This is a genomic window from uncultured Bradyrhizobium sp., from assembly GCF_936943645.1.
Lineage (GTDB): Bacteria > Pseudomonadota > Alphaproteobacteria > Rhizobiales > Xanthobacteraceae > Bradyrhizobium.
In genome coordinates this window covers 1-17,215 of record NZ_CAKZJO010000021.1, presented here as the reverse complement: position 1 = coordinate 17,215, position 17,215 = coordinate 1, and the positions used below count along the sequence as shown (strand labels likewise).

Below are 17,215 nucleotides of genomic sequence, written 5' to 3'. Positions count from 1 at the left end.
ATTCGATGCTAGCGAAATGTCTCGTGAGGACGCGAGACCGGGCGCGGCTTCCATGAACAACAAGGAGCCCTCATGAGCCAGACGCGACGTGTGCTCTCCGCGCAGATCGCCCACGAGACCAACACGTTCTCGATCGTCCCGACCACGCTCGACGATTATCGCAAGCGGCTGTTTCTGCTGGGAGCCGAGATCGCCCCCGCGCTCGGCGCCACCAGGATGGAGATCGCCGGGCATCTGGCTGCGGCCAAACGCTACGGCTGGAGCCTGGTGCAGCCGATTGCGGCCTCGGCCACGCCGTCCGGCAAGGTGACGGCCGACTGCTGGGCCGAATTGCAACGCCTGCTCTACGAGGCCTGCACGACGGGACCGTTCGACGGCGTCATTCTCGCACTGCACGGCGCGATGGTGACCGAGACCGACGACGATGCCGAGGGTGCGCTGCTGGAAGGATTGCGCAAGCGGCTCGGCGAGACGATCCCGATCGCGGTGACGCTCGACCTGCATGCCAACGTCACCGAACGCATGGGCAAGCTCGCCGACATCATGCTGCCCTACCGGACCTATCCGCATATCGACCAGTACGAGACGGCATTGCGCGCGGCCGATCTGCTGCAATCGGCGATGGACGGCAAGATCCGTCCGAAGGTCGTCCACCTGCAAGGACCGCTGCTCGACGGATGCAATCACGGACGAACCCAGGGCGGCGTGATGAGCGATCTCTTGGCGCGCGCTGCGGAGATCGAGACACAAACGCCCGGCCTGCTCTCGGTCGACGTCTGCGCGGGCTTCAGCCGCTCGGACATTGCCGAGGTCGGCCCCAGCGTGCAGGTGACCTACGATGCCTCGCACAACGCCGCCGAGACTGCGGCGCGGCAGGTTGCGGCCACGCTTTATGACGAAATCTATCGCCGCCGCGCCGAGGTCACCGTCGCGGTGCATGATTTGCCGACGGCGACGCGGCTTGCCGCGGAGGCCGCGACCGATATCGCCGATACCCGTCCCTTCGTCATTTCCGACTACAGCGACAACCCGGGTTCAGGCGCCTATGGCGACGGCGTCCGCCTGCTGGAGGCGCTGCTGAAGGCCGACGTCAAGGGCGTGCTGCTCGGCGTTCTCGGCGATCCCGAAGCTGCTGCTCGCTGTCATGCCGCAGGTCTCGGGGCCAGCCTCGAAATCGTTGTCGGCGCCAAGCGCGATCCGGCAAGCTACGGGCCGCCGCTCACGCTGACGGGACGCGTTGCCGCACTGTCGGATGGTGCCTTCGTCTGCGAGGGACCGATGAATGCCGGTCAGCCCATGACGCTCGGCCCCTCCGCCCTGCTCGAGGTCAACGGCATCTCGATCGCGCTGTCGACCAACACGCTGCAAACCTATGATCAGGAAATGTTCCGAATTCTCGGCGCCGAGCCGGCGCAGTTTCGGGTCGTCGCGGTCAAGTCCGCCCACCACTTCCGCGCCGCTTTCGGGCCGATGGCCAAGCAGGTGATCCTGGCCGACAGCGGCGGCCTTGCCACCAACGACTACACGACCCTCATCTATCGCAGGGTGCGTCGCCCGATCTGGCCGCTCGACGAGATGCCGCTGGATTGATCCGGCAAAGCATCGGGATAGCACTGGCACCGGGGACGACAGGCGCAGCAAAGCAGCCGCCGGCGGCAGCAACCTTGACTCAGGCCTGCTCCGCCGCCTTGCGCACGTCGCGTACGGCCTGCGCCCAATCCGCCGGGCGTTCCTGCGGCAGATTGTGACCGGCGCCTGCGAACACGCGCCGTTCGAACGAGCCTTCGAACTTGCGTGCGTGATGGGCAGTACCGGGATTGACGCCGTCGCTGTCGCCATCGATCGCAATGGTCGGGACGCGGATCGGCGGCTGGCCGGCCAGCTTCGCCTCGATGGCGGCATAGGCGGGATCGCCCTCCACGAGCGCGTAGCGATGGCGGTAGGAGTGGATCACGACGTCGACGAAATCGGGATTGTCGAACGACATCGCGCTTTTCTCGAACGTGGCGTCGTCGAATGTCCATGTCGGCGACCACATTGCCCAGAGCTGGCGCGCAAAGCCGCGCCGGTTGCGCTCCAGCGCGCGGCGGCCACGCTCGTTGTGGAAGAGATATTGATACCAGAGCGCGGCCTCTTCCGGCGGCGAGGCCGGCTCCATGGCGCGGGCGATGTTCTGGATGTTGTAGGAATTGCCGGAGACGAGGCCGATCACCCGCTCCGGATACAGCGCTGCGACCACGCAGGCCGCACGCCCGCCCCAATCATAGCCGCCGACGATCGCGCGCTCGATGCGAAGCGCGTCCATGAAGGCCAGCAGATCGGCGCCGAGCGCGGCCTGCTCGCCCGAGCGCAGCGTGGCAGCGGAGCGAAACCGCGTCGGCCCGTAGCCGCGCAGCCAGGGCACGAGAACGCGCGCACCGGCCTCTGCGATAGCAGGCGCGGCCTCGGCATAGGCGTTCACATCGTAGGGAAAGCCGTGGCCCATGATGCAGGGCCAGCCGTCGGGCGCGCCGTATTCGCGATAGGCAATGTCGAGGACGTCCGTGGTGACGGTTTTTTCTTGCATGGTTTTCTCACGGCGTTGAAGGGCCGCAGCCCGGATCAGCGCAGCGACATCCGGGACGTTGCACCACCGGCCCCGGATATCGCTGCGCTGATCCGGGCTACGAGGGCACCGCTATCTCTGCGGACCGGAGAGCGAGATGTCGCGCTCGGCGCGGAACACGTTGCTGTAGAGATTGGCGATCCATTGCCGGCCGATCTCGGTCTTGTTGAGATAGCCGATCTCGGTTTGGATGTGCGGTGCGACGCTGTTCCAATAGAATTGTGGATAGCGGTTCACGATGTCGGCCGGCGAATCGTAGCCGAGCTGGCGGTTCATGCCGACCTCTTCGAACTCGTAATAGAGTGCGTTGGCCTTGCGCAGATAGTTGGGATCGCCGAGCTGGCCGATGAAGTCGGCCGCGCGCAGGATCGAGGCCTCGTCGTCATATTCCTGGCCCTCGCGGGCCGGAAAGCGCGTCCCCTCGATGGCGCGGGCAACGCGCTCCGGATCGACGCCGGGAATATGCCGCAGCCGCCGCGTTACGTACAGCTTCGAGCGGTCGACGTGATACATCAGCAGGCTCGCGTCCGATGCGCCGCGCGGCAACGAGACCTTGTTGTCGGCCGCGTCGATGACAAAGCCGTCGGAATCGTCCTCCTCGAACAGTCCGCGCACATAGCCGATGTCGTGGGCGAGGCAGGCGATCAGGACATGGACGTAATCCTCGGCCGACAGATGGGTGTGAAGGCTTCGGCCGCCGAGGATGGCCTGGGCCGCCAGCGTCACCAGCATCGTATGCTCGATGTTGTGATAGAGCGCATCGCTGTTGCCGATGCATTCCATCGCGGTGCGGGTCGCGCTCTCGACGATATTGGCAGACGCCTCATCGTACCGGCGACGCATGAACTTCCCGAGGAAGCCCTCGAGGGATTCAGCCGCTAGTCTCGGCAAGGTTATCATGGATGCAGCCCCGGCCGCCGCTCTTGTCCCATGCCATCTCCCGACGTCTTTGTTGTTCTCGACGCGGTGCCAGCATAGCCCATCTTGGGCCTGCTGACCAAATTCCGTAGCAAAAATTCGTAAATATGTTACATTCCCGCTGCGCAACAATACGGTTGTGGTTATGCTTCACCACAGCCTGAAGGCGACCCCGCCGGAAGGGCCGGGGCTTTCCTGCCTGTCGCTTTACGGGGCGGACAGGATGTCGGCGCCGTCCGCCGAGCGCGACAGGCTTCTGGCCAGATAGAACAACTCGACCAGCTTGCCGCGTTTGCCGGCCAGCGAGAAGATGTATTCGGGCGATTCCGCCTCGATTTCCGCGATCGCCACCTTGGCGATGCGATCGATACGGCTGGAGCCGTGCTCCCAGACAAAGCCGACACCGAGCCGGTTGGCGACCGCCTCCAGCATTCCCTCGCGCGTGTTGACGACGATCGCCGGACTGGCGCGCAGATTGACCGCGCGAAACGCCCTGTCCACGACGCGCTGGGTCGCGGAATCCCGGGTTCGAAACACCAGCGGATATTGCATCAGGCTGACGGCGGACACGCGCGATTCCCGACTGAGGTCGTGAACGGGATGACAGATCGCGACCACGCGTTGCTGCACGCAGGGCTCGCGACGGAAGCGATTGTCTTGCGGCACCTCCGGCAGCACGGCGACGTCGACGCGCTGGTCGACCACCGCCGCCATGATCGCAGACCAGCTCCCGATCTCGATGTTGATCTGAATCTTCGGATACAGATTGCGAAACGCCGCGATCAGCGCCATGCCCGGCATGGCGTTGCCGAGCCCGATGCGAAGCTCACCTCCCGACAGCTCATCGCGCTGCTCGAGGATGGCCTGCGCATCCGCCTCGAGTGCCTGCATACGGTTCGTTGCGGCGTAGAGTCGCCGGCACAGCGGCGTCGGTATCAGGTTCTGTCCGTGGCGGTCGAACAGCGCAACGGCGAACTCGGCCTCCAGATCGCGCACCAACTGCGCGACGGCGGGCTGCGACACGCCCAGTTTCCTTGCCGCGGCGGCAAAGCTGCCGGTGTCGAACACCGCATTGACCGCCCGGACACGCGACGACGTCAACGCCACGACAACAACTCCAAGACCGGCATCCCCGCTTCAGAATGCAGCAAAAGCAAAACCTGGGATCAACATAAGCAACGCCATTAACCGTAATGTGAATGTCAGATGGCCGCCTTAACTCCTCGTGCGCCGAAACGGGCAGCAGGGGACCAGCGCGAATGGCGCAAATCGAGCTTTCCACGATCCGCAAATCCTTCGACGGGACCGACGTCCTGAAAGGCATCGATTTCCGGATCGAGGACGGCGAGTTCATCTCGCTGGTCGGTCCTTCCGGCTGCGGCAAGTCGACCCTGCTCCGCATCATCGCCGGGCTGGAGCCGCAGAATTCCGGCCAGGTCCGTATCGACGGCCGCCCCGTCGACGGCATTCGCCCAAGCGCGCGCAATCTCGCGATGGTCTTCCAGTCCTATGCGCTGTATCCGCATTTGAGCACCTTCGACAACATTGCCGTACCGTTGCGGATGCGGCGCCTCTCCGCGATCGAACGACTGCCGCTGCTCGGCCCGCTGCTGCCGGGCCGACGCGCCAAGGAACACGGCATCCGCGCCGACATCGCGGCCATCGCCGAGCAGCTCGACATCGCGCCATTGCTGCGGCGCAAGCCCGGGCAATTGTCCGGCGGACAGCGGCAACGGGTCGCAGTCGGGCGCGCCATGGTGCGCGAGCCCCTCGCCTTCCTGTTCGACGAACCGCTCTCCAATCTCGACGCAAAGCTGCGAGTCCACATGCGCGCCGAGCTCGCCGAGCTGCATCGCCGCCTCAAGACGACCTTCGTCTACGTCACGCACGACCAGGCCGAGGCGATGACCATGTCGAGCCGGATCGCCGTCATGATGGGCGGAGAACTGATTCAGGTCGGAACGCCCGCGGAGATCTACAACGACCCCGGCGACATCCGTGTTGCCGAATTCATCGGCAGCCCCAAGATCAACATCCTTCCCGGCCGTGTCTGGAAGGACGGCGGCATCGACGTGCTGGGATCCGCGCTGCGGCTTGCGTGCGGCGCGACGGCGGGCGAATGCCGTGTCGGCGTGCGCCCGGAGCGGATCGACCTCGGCGCCGGACCGTTCTCCGGAAACGTCGTCCATCTGGAAAATCTCGGTGCGGAAGCCTTCGTACACCTTGCGATCGAAGGCGCCGGGTTGCGCCTGATCGCACGGCTCGCCGACGTCAGGCATTTGCCCGCGATGGGCAGTCACCTCGCCTTCGGCTTCGCGTCCGACGCGGTGCAGGTCTTCGATTCCATCGGGAAGCGGATTCCGCTGAAGGTCGAGCAGGCCGAGCGTGTCCGAGAGCCCGCCCATGTCTGACGGGGCGATGACCATCGACGCGGCTGCCGTCCCCGCCCGCGCGGCAAGGCGTACCCTGCCCGCTCATGGCAGCCGGCGCACATATTCCGCTTACGCGCTGGTGGCGCCGGCCGCCGCGCTCATGCTGGTCATGCTGCTCGGTCCGCTCGCGGGCGTGATCGCCCTCTCCTTCACCGATTATCAGCTCGGCGCGCCGCATTTTTCCTGGATCGGGCTCGCCAACTACCAGGACCTGTTCGCCGACAAGGTGTTCTGGATCGCGCTGCGCAACACACTGACTTACGTGGTGGTCGTGGTACCCGGCGCCGTGATCGCAGGCCTTGCGATCGCGCTGCTGATCCAGAGCGGCACCAGCCTGCGCAGCCTTTATCGGACCATCTATTTCCTGCCCGTGATGGCGACCCTGATCGCGATGGCGGTGGTGTGGGAATTCATGCTGCATCCGCAATTCGGCCTGGTGAACGGACTGCTGCGCGGCGCGGGCCTGCCGGCCTTCGCCTGGCTGCAGGATCGCAGCACCGCCCTCTATGCGCTGTGCGCGATCGGCATCTGGCAGGCGGTCGGCTTCAACATGGTGCTGTTTCTCGCCGGCCTCGTCTCCATCCCCAAGCAGCTCTACGAAGCGGCCGAGATCGACGGTGCCTCGAGCGGCTGGGCACGCTTCCGCCTCGTGACCTGGCCGATGCTCGGCCCGGTCACGACCTTCGTCGTCGTGGTCTCCGGCATCCGCTCCTTCCAGGTGTTCGACACCGTGCATGTGCTGACCAAGGGTGGCCCGTCCAAATCCACCGAGGTCCTGATCCACACCATGTACACGGAAGGCTTCGAGTTCTTCCGCTCAGGCTACGCCGCAGCGATCACCGTCGTCTTCCTCGTGTTCGTTCTCGCGCTCACATTGATCAAGTCGAGGCTCGCCGATCGCGGCGTGCATTACACATGAGCAACACACATTCCGTCTCGCTCCAGGCGGTCCTGCGCCATTTGCTCCTGATCGCGGGCGCCGCGATCATGCTGGCGCCTTTCATCTGGATGATCTCGACCGCGTCAAAGCCGCAGACCGAGGTTTTCTCCAGCGAGCTGCATCTGATCCCCTACCGGTTCGCGCTGTGGGACAATCTGCGCGAGGCCTTCGCCAAGGCCAATTTGCTGCGCTTCCTGCTCAACGGCGTCATCGTCACGATCTCGATCTTCGTGCTGCAGGTCATGGTGGCGCTGCCGGCGGCCTATGCGCTGGCAAAGCTTCGCTTCCGCGGCCGCGACACGCTGTTTGCACTGGTTCTGTTCGGGATCCTGATCCCGCCTCAGGCGACCGCGATCCCGGTCTTCCTGCTGCTGCACAAGGTCGGCCTGCTCGACAGCTATGCGGCGCTGGTCCTGCCCTTCACGATCTCGGCTTTCGGCATCTTCCTGATGCGCCAGTTCTTCAAGACCGTACCGGACGATCTCGTCGATGCCGCCCGCATGGACGGCATCTCCGAATTCGGCATCGTCTGGCGGGTGATGCTGCCGGCCGCGATCCCGGCCGTGACGGCCTTCGGCATCTTCTCCGTGGTCGCGCACTGGAACGACTATTTCTGGCCGCTGATCGTGCTCAACAGCGAGCAGCTGCGCACGCCGCCGCTGGCGGTCGCGCATTTCCGCAACAACGAGGCCGGCACCAGCTACGGCCCGCTGATGGCCGCGGCGATGGTGATCATCGCGCCGCTGGTCATCGCCTTCCTCTTTGCCCAGCGTCGCTTCATCGAGGGCATCACCCTCACCGGGATCAAGTAACCGCGTCACCTCAAACAGGAGTCTATCCATGCTGAAGTCCATCATCGCCGCGGCAGTTCTGTCGCTCGTGGCCGGCTCTGCGCTCGCGCAGACGAAGACCGAGATCGTGATGCAGTATCCCTATCCGGAGCTGTTCACCGAGACCCACAAGCGCATCGCCGAGGAATTCGCCAAGGTCCACCCGGAGATCAAGGTCACCATGCGGGCGCCTTACGAATCCTACGAGGACGCCACCCAGAAGGTGCTACGCGAGGCCGTGACCAATCAGATGCCGGATGTGTCCTTCCAGGGCCTGAACCGCATCCGCGTCCTGGTCGACAAGAACATCCCGGCCCCGCTCGATGGGTACATCGCCGCTGAAAAAGATTTCGACAAGCAGGGCTTTCACCAGGCGATGTACGACATCGGCACCGCCGGCGGCAAGGTCTTCGCCCTTCCCTTCGCGATCTCGCTGCCCATCGTCTACGTCAACCTCGACCTCGTGAAGCAGGCCGGCGGCGACGTGGACAATCTGCCGAAGAGCTGGGACGAGCTGCTGACGCTCGCCAGGAAGATCAAGGCACTCGGCAACGACACCAACGGCGTCACCTATGCCTGGGACATCACCGGCAACTGGCTGTGGCAGGCCCCGGTGTTCGCGCGCGGCGGCACCATGCTCAACGCCGACGAGACCAAGGTCGCCTTCGACGGACCGGAGGGCAAGTTCGCCATCAACATGATCGCGCGGCTCGTCAACGAGGGCGGCATGCCCAACCTCGACCAGCCGTCGATGCGCGCGGCGTTCGCAGCCGGCAAGACCGGCTTTCACGTCACCTCGACCTCGGACCTCAACAAGGTCACGCAGATGACCGGCGGCAAGTTCGCCTTGAAGACGATTCCGTTCCCGGACGTGGCCTCCCCGAACGGCCGGCTGCCGGCCGGCGGCAACGTCGTGCTGATCCTCGCCAAGGACAAGACCAAGCGCGACGCAGCCTGGGAAGCGGTGAAGTTCTGGACCGGCCCTAAGGGCGCCGCGATCATGGCGGAGACCACCGGCTACATGCCGCCCAACAAGGTCGCGAACGACGTCTACCTGAAGGACTTCTACGTCAAGAACCCCAACAACTACACCGCGGTCGGCCAGCTCCCGCTGCTGACCAAATGGTACGCCTTTCCCGGCGACAACGGCCTGAAGATCACCGACGTGATCAAGGATCATCTCAACTCGATCATCTCGGGCGCCCGCGCCAAAGAACCCGAGGCCGTCCTCGCCGACATGACGGCGGACGTGCAGAAGCTGCTGCCGAAGACCACCGGCGCCGCGCGCTGATCGTCAAGACGTCAACCAAGCACGGGGCGCCGACGGCGCCCCGTGCCGCAAGAACGGAGACAAGCGATGAAGCTGCTGCATCTGAGCGACATTCACCTGACGGCACCCGGCTCGACCATCGGCGGCCGCGATCCGCGCGCCAATTTCGAGCGCGCGCTGGCGCATGCCCTGCAGGACCATCATGACGCCGAGTTGATGGTGATCACGGGCGACCTCTCGGACTGGGGTGAGGCCGCCGACTATCAATGGCTCAAGCAGCGCCTCGACGACTATCCGCTGCCGGTCCGGCTTTGCATCGGCAACCACGACCGGCGCGCCGCCTTCCTCAGCGTATTCCCCGACCTCGCCGACGACAACGGCTTCGTCCAGGGCGTCCACGATACGGCTGCCGGCCGCTGCCTGTTTCTTGACACCGCCCATCCGGAAACCCATGCCGGCCGCTATTGCGACGATCGGCTCGGCTGGCTCGAGGCACGGCTTGCCGAGCATGACGGGCCGTTCCTGCTGTTCATGCATCATAACCCCATGCCGGTGCATCTCGCCCCGCTCGACCAGATCCGCCTCTTGGATGAGGCTCCATTCCGGCGCCTCGTCGGCCGCAACCGTTCAAAGATCCGCCACGTCTTCTTTGGGCATTGTCACTTGCCGCTGGCCGGCTCGGTCGCAGGCGTTCCGGTCTCGTCGCTGCGCGGCACCAACCATGCCAGCTATCCGCTGTTCTCCGAGACCACGCTGCTGAGCGCGTCCGACCTGCCGCAATCCTATGGCGTGGTGTTTTTCGGCGACGACTATGTGACCGTGCACATGGTGGAATACGGCTACGATGGTCCCATCCGCGTCGAAGGTTCGCCCGACTATCAGGCCTGGGATCGCGAGACCATGGTTCGGTGATCGGCGAACGCCGACCGCTTCCAGGGCGTGACTGATAACCCCTGCACTTCTTGCAGGGTCCGCTCCGCCCCCGTAACGGCGTGTTGGCGTCCATCACCCCACGTCGGAGATGCGCAAGTTTTGGCCTGATAGGAAAAAAGGCCGCCAACTGAGGCGGCCTTACTTCCTGTTCCAGATTATCCCGACGTAAACACCGAAGCATACGAGACCTAGGCCACCCACTATGGCGACCTCCGTAAGGCGTGGGAAGCCAGCAATGGCCCATGCCAGACCGCAGGCGATCAAGATAGCGGCTTCGACGATGAGTTCAGCTATTGAAGCGGTTTTGAACAAAGACACACTACCGTCAGGTTGCTCTGACATCGTAAACCGAAATTAGGACACCCTCAAACGTCTGTTCCGGGTCTCAAGCCGCCGATCCCACTCTAGATGGCTAACTTCCGCTTTGCGTTGGCAAGCCGACGCTCATGCGCCCACGCCCTACTCCACCAGCACCACGTCGACGGCGACGCCCAGCTTCTGCTTGGGCGAGCCGACGATGATGCCGTCGATCGGCGAGACGTCGGAGAAGTCGCGCCCGATCGCGAGCACGATGTGGTCGTTCGCAACCAGCAGGTCGTTGGTCGGGTCGAAATCGACCCAGCCGAGATCGGCGCCGCACCACAGCGACACCCAGGCATGGGTAGCATCGGCGCCTTGCAGCCGCGGCTGGCCCGGCGGCGGAATGGTGCGCAAGTAGCCGCTGACATAGGCCGCCGGCAGACCCAGTCCGCGCAGCCCCGCGATCATCACATGGGCAAAATCCTGGCAGACGCCGTGGCGGTTGTCGAACACCTCGGCCAGCGGCGTCGAGATCACCGTCGCCTTGGGGTCGTAGCGAAACTGGTCGCGGATGCGATGCATCAGATCGACCGTGCCTTTGAGGATGCCAGTGCCCGGCGCAAAACTCTCGGCGGCATAGGCGCTGACCGCAGGCAGCACCGGCACGAGCGGGCTCGCAAAGACATAGCCGACCGGTGAGGCCGGCCTGAGGCTCGTGGCTTCGAAGGCAATGTCGCGAACGCTCTCCCAGGGCGGGCTCGGCGCATCGCGCGCCGGCGGCTCGCGCGACACCGAAACACGCGAGCGCGAGTCGATCCGCAAGTTGCGATGGGCCGTATCGATCACGACGCTCTCGGTCAGCGCGCCGAAAAAATCGCGCCGCACGGTCCGCTCGGCCGGGCGCGGGCGGATCTCGACACGATGCGAGATCAGGTCCTGGCCGCCACCGCTGCGCGGCTCCAGCCGCAGCGTGCAGCGGGCGAAGCTGACCGGGTTCTCGTATTCGTAAGTCGTGACGTGACGGATGTCGTAGATCACGCCAGCCCCGTCAGCTTTTCCGGCCGGGCCGCGTTGGGACCGTGCGGGAAGTAGTGCTGCCCGATCGCGTCCGCAAGGCTGAGCAGGTCCTGCTCCAGCGCGAACAGCGTCTTGACCTCGAGCTTCTCGGCTTCGGCCGTTGCAAGGGTCGCCTGCAGCGCCACCGCGAGCCGCTGCGGCTTCTCGATCAGGCCGTGCTCCTTCAAGCTCGGCAGCGCGGCGATGTGCTCGTTCAGCGTCGTCACCTGGAATGCCACCGAACGCGGATTGTAGCCGTCGAGCACGGCAAGGTCCCGCACCGGCGCCAGGATCGGCGCGAGCAGATAGCGCGAGCGGTAGGTGATCTGGCAATCCACCAGCGTCAGCAGGATGTCGAGATCCTCGTCGCCGGCCTCGTCATAGGCGAACTGGCGCGTGAAACGCATGGTGTTGATGGCGCGCTCGGTGCGGCGGCCGATGTCGAGGAAGCGCCAGCCGGCGGCGCGGTTCATGTTCTCCTGCGCAAGGCCGGCGAAGCTCGCCAGCTCCTGCAAGGTCAGCTCGGCCGCGCTCACCACGCTGTCGTCGTCCTCGACCTCGTAAGCGAGGCGCTCGGCCATCTCGGTGATGACCTGCCAGGCATCGGGCGACAAACGCTCGCGCAAGGAAGTCGCCGTGCGCTGCGCCGCGCGCACCAGCGATAGGGCCGAGCCGAACCGGTCCGGGCTCTGCAGCGCTTCGGCGACGACGCGTCCCGGCGCGGTGCGCGAGACTTGCGAGACCGCGCCCCAGGCCACCAGCAGGCGCTGGATGCGTTCGGCCGCTTGCTGCGAGGCCGCGGTGCCCTTGTTGGGCCCGCTCGGCGAGCCCAGGGCGCGCACGAGGCGCAGCGTCGCCTCGGCGCGTTCGAGATAGCGGCCGAGCCAGAACAAATTGTCGGCGGCCCGGCTCGGCAGCACGCCGGCGATGCGGCGGATGCGGACCTTGTCGGTCGCCGGCAGCAAGGTCGCGGTCGAGACCTGCTTGTCGGAGACGATCCAGACGTCGGCGGCACGCGCACCGTCGCCCATCGACACCGCGCGCGCGTCGGCCTGTTCGGCGATCCGGCAGAAACCGCCGGGCATGATGGCCCAGCCGTCCGGCGTCGCCGCGGCGAACACGCGCAGCACGAATGGACGCGGCGTGATCTGGCCCTGCTCCCACACCGGCATGGTCGAGAGCCGCACCACCTCCTGGCCGACATAGTCCATGCCGCGCGCGCCGATGGCATCGACCAGGCGCTGGCGGTCGCTCGCATCCAACTCGCTCGCGAGCACCGGCCCGTTGTTGCCGAAACCGGGCACGCCGCGCCGGTAAGCGCCTTCGATCGCGACCTCGTCGAGCCGCGCCAGCACCTCCTCGCGCGCGCTGCGCTGGCCGCACCACCAGGTCGCGATATGCGGCATCTTCAGCTCTTCGCCGAGCAGGCGGCGGCTGAGCGCCGGCAGGAAGCCGAGCAGCGCGCGCGCCTCCAGCACGCCCGAGCCCGGCATGTTGGCGACGACGACGCCGTCCTTGCGCAACACGTCGATCAGGCCGGGCACGCCGAGATGCGAGGACGCATCGAGCTCGAGCGGATCGAGCGAATTGGAATCGACGCGGCGGAGCAGCACGTCGAGCCGCTTCAGGCCGGCGACGGTGCGGATGTGGATGCGGTTGTCGCTGACGGCGAGATCGTCGCCCTCGACCAGGAGGAAGCCGAGATAGCGCGCCAGCGTGGCGTGCTCGAAATAGGTCTCGCTGAAGCTGCCGGGCGTGAGCACGCCGATGCGCGGTTCATCGCGATCGGCGCGCGCGCGCAGTGAGTCGCGGAACGCCTCGAAGAACGGCGCGACGCGCGGCACGTTCATCGACTTGTAGAGATCGGAGAAGGCGCGCGAGAGCACCAGGCGGTTCTCCAGCGCGTAGCCCGCCCCCGACGGCGCCTGGGTGCGGTCGCCGAGCACCCACCAGCGCCCGTCAGGACCGCGGCCGATGTCGGCGGCATAGAGCGACAGATAGCGCCCGCCCGGGGGCGGCACGCCGCAGACGGGACGGAGGTATTCGGGGCTGCCGGCGATCGCGGCCGCCGGCAGCGCGCCCTCGGCGACCAGCCTGCCCTCGCCATAGATGTCGCGCAGCACGCGCTCGAGCAGCTCGGCGCGCTGGGTGATGCCGGCGCATAGCTGCTGCCAATCGGCCTCGCCGATCAAAAGCGGCAGGTGGCTCAGCGACCAGGGACGGTCGGCGCTGTCGCCGGGAGCACGGTAGGTGACGCCGGCCTCGCGGAGGTGGCGATCGGCCATGCCGAATCGCCGCTCGATCTCGTCGGGGGCGAGCGCGCCGAAAGCATCGAAAAAGCGGCTCCAGACCGCGCGCGGGGCGCCGTCCGACCCTAAGAACTCGTCGGGGATGCCAGGCAGGCGGTTATAGTCGCGGACCCATTGCGCGAAACGGCGCTGGCCCTCACGCTGGCCTTGCGCCCTGCCCGCCCTGTCGTTCTCTTCGGCTGCGCCCTCGGCCATGCGCCTCTCCCTGCCCCACCATCATACTCATTGCAGGAGCGGAGTCCGCAAGTCGAGGGTCAGCGGGAACTCACTTGTGCGTTCCTCGGGGGGTGGCTGGACCGGGCCCGGCGTATGGCCATGGTCCTGGAAGCGCGCCAGCCGCCGCGCCTCGGCCTCATAGGTGTTGACCGGCTTGGTGTCGTAGTTGCGACCGCCGGGGTGGGCGACGTGGTAGACGCAGCCGCCGAGCGAGCGGCCGTTCCAGCTGTCGATCAGGTCGAAGGTCAGCGGCGCATGAACCGGAATGGTCGGGTGCAGGCCGGAGGCCGGCTGCCAGGCCTTGAAACGGACGCCCGCCACCGCCTCGCCCGAGCGCCCGGTCGAGGTCATCGGCAGGCGGCGGCCATTGCAGGTGACGATATGGCGGCCCTCGACGAAGCCCTCCGCCTTGACCTGGAGCCGCTCCACCGATGAGTCGACATAGCGCACGGTGCCGCCGGCCGAGCCCTCCTCGCCCAGCACGTGCCAGGGCTCCAGTGCCTGGCGCAGCTCCAGCGTGACGCCGCCATGATGGACGCGGCCGAAGGCGGGGAAGCGGAATTCGAGCTGGGCCAGATACCATTCCGCCTCGAACGGATAGCCGAACTGCTTCAGCTCGGAGAGAACGTCGAGAAAATCCTCCCAGATGAAATGCGGCAGCATGTAGCGGTCGTGCAGCGCGGTGCCCCAGCGCACGAACTTGCCGGTCTGCGGCTCGCGCCACATCTTCGCGATCAGCGCGCGGATCAGAAGCTGCTGCGCCAGCGACATGCGCGGGTCCGGCGGCATTTCGAGCGCGCGGAATTCGACGAGGCCGAGACGGCCGGTCGGACCATCCGGCGAATACAGCTTGTCGATGCAGATCTCGGCGCGGTGGGTGTTGCCGGTGATGTCGACCAAGAGATGCCGGAACAGCCGGTCCGCCAGCCACAGCGGCGTCTGATAGCCCGGCGGCGGCACGTGCGAGAGCGCGATCTCGAGCTCATAGATGCTGTCGTGACGGGCTTCGTCGATGCGCGGCGCCTGGCTGGTCGGGCCGATGAACAGGCCGGAGAAGAAATAGGACAGCGACGGATGCCGCTGCCAGTACAAGACCAGACTCTTCAGCAGATCGGGCCGGCGCAGGAACGGCGAGTCCTGCGGCGAGGATCCGCCGACCACGACGTGATTGCCGCCGCCGGTGCCGGTGTGGCGGCCGTCCACCAGAAAGCGGTTGGCGCCGAGGCGCACCTTGCCCGCGTCCTCATAGAGACCGGTGGTGATATCGACCGCCTCGCGCCAGCTCGTGGCCGGCTGGATGTTGATCTCGATGACACCGGGGTCGGGCGTCACCTTGATGACCTCGATGCGCGGATCGAACGGCGGCGGATAGCCCTCGACATGGACTTGGAGCTGCATCTCCTCGGCGGTCGCCTCTAACGCGGCGACCAGTTCGAGATAGTCCTCGATGCGCTCGACCGGCGGCATGAAGGCGCAAAGCACGCCGTCGCGGACTTCGACCGACATCGCGGTGCGGACCGGGATCGACGTGTTGAGATGCTCGGGCGTCACCCGTGGCGGAGCTTCCGGGCGCGCTTCGAGCGTGAACACCGGAAGCTTGCCGCGCGGCTCCATCGGGTCCCGCTCGATGACGTAGGGATATTGGTTGGGCGGGACGTAGCCGAGCGAACCGATCGGCAGGCGCAGGCCGAGCGGTGAATCGCCCGGCGTCAGGAACAGATGATTGCGCCGGAGTTGCCAGCGCTCGCTGCGCCAGCGCGGCGGCGCGTTCCAGCGCTGCACGGGCAGCACGAAGCCGCGCGGCGTGTTGAGGCCCTGCTCGAACACGCGCGCCATACGCGCGCGCGCCTCCGGATCCGACAATTTGGAATCGGAGGGATCGACGTTGATCGGAAGCTCGGCTTCCTTCTGAAGCCAGAGCGCGGTGTCCTCATAGGCCGGCATGATGTAGCCGGGATCGAGCCCGAGCCGCAGCGCCGCGCCCTCAATGAAGGTCTCGGCGTCCTTCGTCTCGGCGCGGCGTGGATTTTCGATCCTAGCGATGAGATCGCCATTCTTCCAGATCGGCACGCCGTCCTTGCGCCAGTAGAGACCGAAGGCCCAGCGCGGCAGGCTCTCGCCCGGATACCATTTGCCCTGGCCGTAATGCAGCAGACCGCCGGGCGCGAAACGATCGCGCAGGCGGCGGATCAGATCGTCGCCAAGCGCGCGCTTGGTCGGGCCGACCGCTTCCGTGTTCCACTCCGCCGCTTCGAGGTCGTCGACCGAGACGAAGGTCGGCTCGCCGCCCATGGTGAGCCGTACGTCCGCGCTGGCGAGATCGCCATCGACCTGCTCGCCGAGATCGTCGAGCCGCGCCCAGGATTCGTCGGAGAACGGTTTCGTAATGCGCGGCGCCTCGCGGATGCGGCGGACGCTCATGTCGAAAGCGAACTCGACCTCGGCAAAGCCGGCCCCGCCGGAGATCGGCGCGGCCGAGCGATAATGCGGCGTGGCGGCGACCGGGATGTGGCCCTCGCCCGCGAGCATGCCGGAGGTCGCATCGAAGCCGATCCAGCCGGCGCCCGGCAGATAGACCTCGGCCCAGGCGTGCAGGTCGGTGAAGTCGCTCTCCACCTCCGGCGGCCCTACGATCGGATCGATGTCGGGGCGAATCTGGATCAGATAGCCGGAGACGAAGCGCGCGGCGAGCCCGAGATGTCGGAAGGTCTGGATCAGCAGCCAGGCGGAGTCGCGGCATGATCCGGCGCCCGAGGCCAGCGTTTCCTCCGGCGTCTGCACGCCCGGCTCCATCCGGATGATGTAGCGGATCTTCTTCTGCAGCTCGCGATTGAGCTCGACCAGGAAGTTGACGGTGTTCGGAGCGTCCTGCGGGATCGTATCGAGATATTTCGCGAACAGCCGATCGGGCTTGACGGTTTCGAGATACGGCGCGAGCTCGGTCTTGAGATCCTTCGGGTAGTCGAACGGAAAACTGTCGGCATAGGGCTCGACGAAGAAGTCGAACGGGTTGACCACGGTCATCTGCGCCGTGAAGTCGACCTCGAACTTCAATTCGGTCGTCTTCTCCGGAAAGACGTAGCGGGCGAGCCAGTTTCCTTGCGGATCCTGCTGCCAGTTCACGAAGTGGTTGGATGGCGTGACCTTGAGCGAATAGCTCAGGATCGGCGTGCGCGTGTGCGGCGCCGGGCGCAGGCGGATGGTTTGCGGTCCCAGATCGATCGGGCGGTCGTATTTGTAGTGCGTGACGTGATGCAGTGCGACGTAGATCGACACGGGGTGCGGTGCTCCAGCAGCTTTTTTGAGCAGAACACCTGAGGTCAAAGCGATCAAGCACTAACAACGGGCAGCGCGTGCCTAGGAAGTATCCGGGCTAGCGGACAGTCTCGTAGGGTGGGCAAAGGCG

General features: G+C 65.9%; 12 protein-coding genes. 6 read left to right on the top strand and 6 right to left on the bottom strand.

What is annotated here, in order from left to right:
• Positions 1 to 72 precede the first annotated feature (72 nt).
• On the top strand, positions 73 to 1,590 hold the full coding sequence (locus Q0743_RS02525; RefSeq protein WP_298240021.1) for a M81 family metallopeptidase: 1,518 nt from the start codon (positions 73 to 75) through the stop codon (positions 1,588 to 1,590).
• A gap of 79 nt (positions 1,591 to 1,669) precedes the next feature.
• Here the strand turns inward: Q0743_RS02525 and Q0743_RS02520 are convergent, their stop codons facing one another.
• The 3 genes from Q0743_RS02520 to Q0743_RS02510 form a co-directional block, all read right to left on the bottom strand.
• Positions 1,670 to 2,566, bottom strand: a complete 897-nt coding sequence (locus Q0743_RS02520) for an alpha/beta hydrolase (RefSeq protein WP_298240020.1) — start codon at positions 2,564 to 2,566, stop codon at positions 1,670 to 1,672.
• A 111-nt stretch (positions 2,567 to 2,677) separates the two neighbouring features.
• A complete protein-coding gene (locus tag Q0743_RS02515) occupies positions 2,678 to 3,505 on the bottom strand; it encodes an HD domain-containing protein (protein ID WP_298240019.1) in 828 nt (275 codons plus the stop codon).
• Positions 3,506 to 3,730: 225 nt separating this feature from the next.
• Positions 3,731 to 4,630, bottom strand: coding sequence for a LysR family transcriptional regulator (locus tag Q0743_RS02510; RefSeq protein ID WP_298240018.1), 900 nt, complete (start codon positions 4,628 to 4,630; stop codon positions 3,731 to 3,733).
• Positions 4,631 to 4,782: 152 nt separating this feature from the next.
• Here Q0743_RS02510 and Q0743_RS02505 point away from each other — a divergent pair, with 152 nt between their 5' ends.
• The 5 genes from Q0743_RS02505 to Q0743_RS02485 all read left to right on the top strand — a co-directional run bounded on the left by Q0743_RS02505 (position 4,783) and on the right by Q0743_RS02485 (position 9,907).
• Positions 4,783 to 5,934: an ABC transporter ATP-binding protein gene (locus Q0743_RS02505; RefSeq protein ID WP_298240017.1), complete on the top strand. Its 1,152-nt coding sequence runs from the start codon at positions 4,783 to 4,785 to the stop codon at positions 5,932 to 5,934.
• Positions 5,927 to 6,874 (top strand): carbohydrate ABC transporter permease, encoded by a 948-nt coding sequence (locus Q0743_RS02500; RefSeq protein ID WP_298240016.1) that lies wholly within the window; start codon positions 5,927 to 5,929, stop codon positions 6,872 to 6,874. The genes Q0743_RS02505 and Q0743_RS02500 overlap by 8 nt, the downstream gene beginning before the upstream one ends.
• The gene (locus tag Q0743_RS02495) at positions 6,871 to 7,707 is read left to right on the top strand and encodes a carbohydrate ABC transporter permease (protein ID WP_298240015.1); all 837 of its coding nucleotides are present in this window, start codon (positions 6,871 to 6,873) and stop codon (positions 7,705 to 7,707) included. The genes Q0743_RS02500 and Q0743_RS02495 overlap by 4 nt, the downstream gene beginning before the upstream one ends.
• Before the next feature lie 28 nt (positions 7,708 to 7,735).
• Positions 7,736 to 9,016, top strand: a complete 1,281-nt coding sequence (locus Q0743_RS02490; protein ID WP_298240014.1) for an ABC transporter substrate-binding protein — start codon at positions 7,736 to 7,738, stop codon at positions 9,014 to 9,016.
• Between the two features lie 66 nt (positions 9,017 to 9,082).
• On the top strand, positions 9,083 to 9,907 hold the full coding sequence (locus tag Q0743_RS02485; protein WP_298240013.1) for a phosphodiesterase: 825 nt from the start codon (positions 9,083 to 9,085) through the stop codon (positions 9,905 to 9,907).
• 480 nt (positions 9,908 to 10,387) lie between these two features.
• Here Q0743_RS02485 and Q0743_RS02480 read toward each other — a convergent pair whose 3' ends face one another.
• The 3 genes from Q0743_RS02480 to Q0743_RS02470 are packed head-to-tail and all read right to left on the bottom strand — an operon-like array spanning position 10,388 to position 17,085.
• On the bottom strand, positions 10,388 to 11,266 hold the full coding sequence (locus tag Q0743_RS02480) for a transglutaminase family protein (protein ID WP_298240012.1): 879 nt from the start codon (positions 11,264 to 11,266) through the stop codon (positions 10,388 to 10,390).
• Complete coding sequence (locus tag Q0743_RS02475) at positions 11,263 to 13,788, bottom strand: circularly permuted type 2 ATP-grasp protein (protein ID WP_298240011.1); 2,526 nt, start codon at positions 13,786 to 13,788, stop codon at positions 11,263 to 11,265. Before Q0743_RS02475 ends, Q0743_RS02480 begins: the two co-directional genes overlap by 4 nt.
• A 27-nt stretch (positions 13,789 to 13,815) precedes the next feature.
• Positions 13,816 to 17,085, bottom strand: a complete 3,270-nt coding sequence (locus tag Q0743_RS02470) for a DUF2126 domain-containing protein (protein WP_298240010.1) — start codon at positions 17,083 to 17,085, stop codon at positions 13,816 to 13,818.
• Positions 17,086 to 17,215 lie beyond the last annotated feature (130 nt).

Bases quoted from the DNA above. Each gene is read 5' to 3' on its own strand.
- Q0743_RS02495 (WP_298240015.1), top strand. From the start codon at position 6,871: ATGAGCAACACACATTCCGTCTCGCTCCAGGCGGTCCTGCGCCATTTG.
- Q0743_RS02500 (WP_298240016.1), top strand. From the start codon at position 5,927: ATGTCTGACGGGGCGATGACCATCGACGCGGCTGCCGTCCCCGCCCGC.
- Q0743_RS02520 (WP_298240020.1), bottom strand. From the start codon at position 2,566: ATGCAAGAAAAAACCGTCACCACGGACGTCCTCGACATTGCCTATCGC.
- Q0743_RS02525 (WP_298240021.1), top strand. From the start codon at position 73: ATGAGCCAGACGCGACGTGTGCTCTCCGCGCAGATCGCCCACGAGACC.
- Q0743_RS02505 (WP_298240017.1), top strand. From the start codon at position 4,783: ATGGCGCAAATCGAGCTTTCCACGATCCGCAAATCCTTCGACGGGACC.
- Q0743_RS02475 (WP_298240011.1), bottom strand. From the start codon at position 13,788: ATGGCCGAGGGCGCAGCCGAAGAGAACGACAGGGCGGGCAGGGCGCAA.
- Q0743_RS02515 (WP_298240019.1), bottom strand. From the start codon at position 3,505: ATGATAACCTTGCCGAGACTAGCGGCTGAATCCCTCGAGGGCTTCCTC.
- Q0743_RS02485 (WP_298240013.1), top strand. From the start codon at position 9,083: ATGAAGCTGCTGCATCTGAGCGACATTCACCTGACGGCACCCGGCTCG.
- Q0743_RS02490 (WP_298240014.1), top strand. From the start codon at position 7,736: ATGCTGAAGTCCATCATCGCCGCGGCAGTTCTGTCGCTCGTGGCCGGC.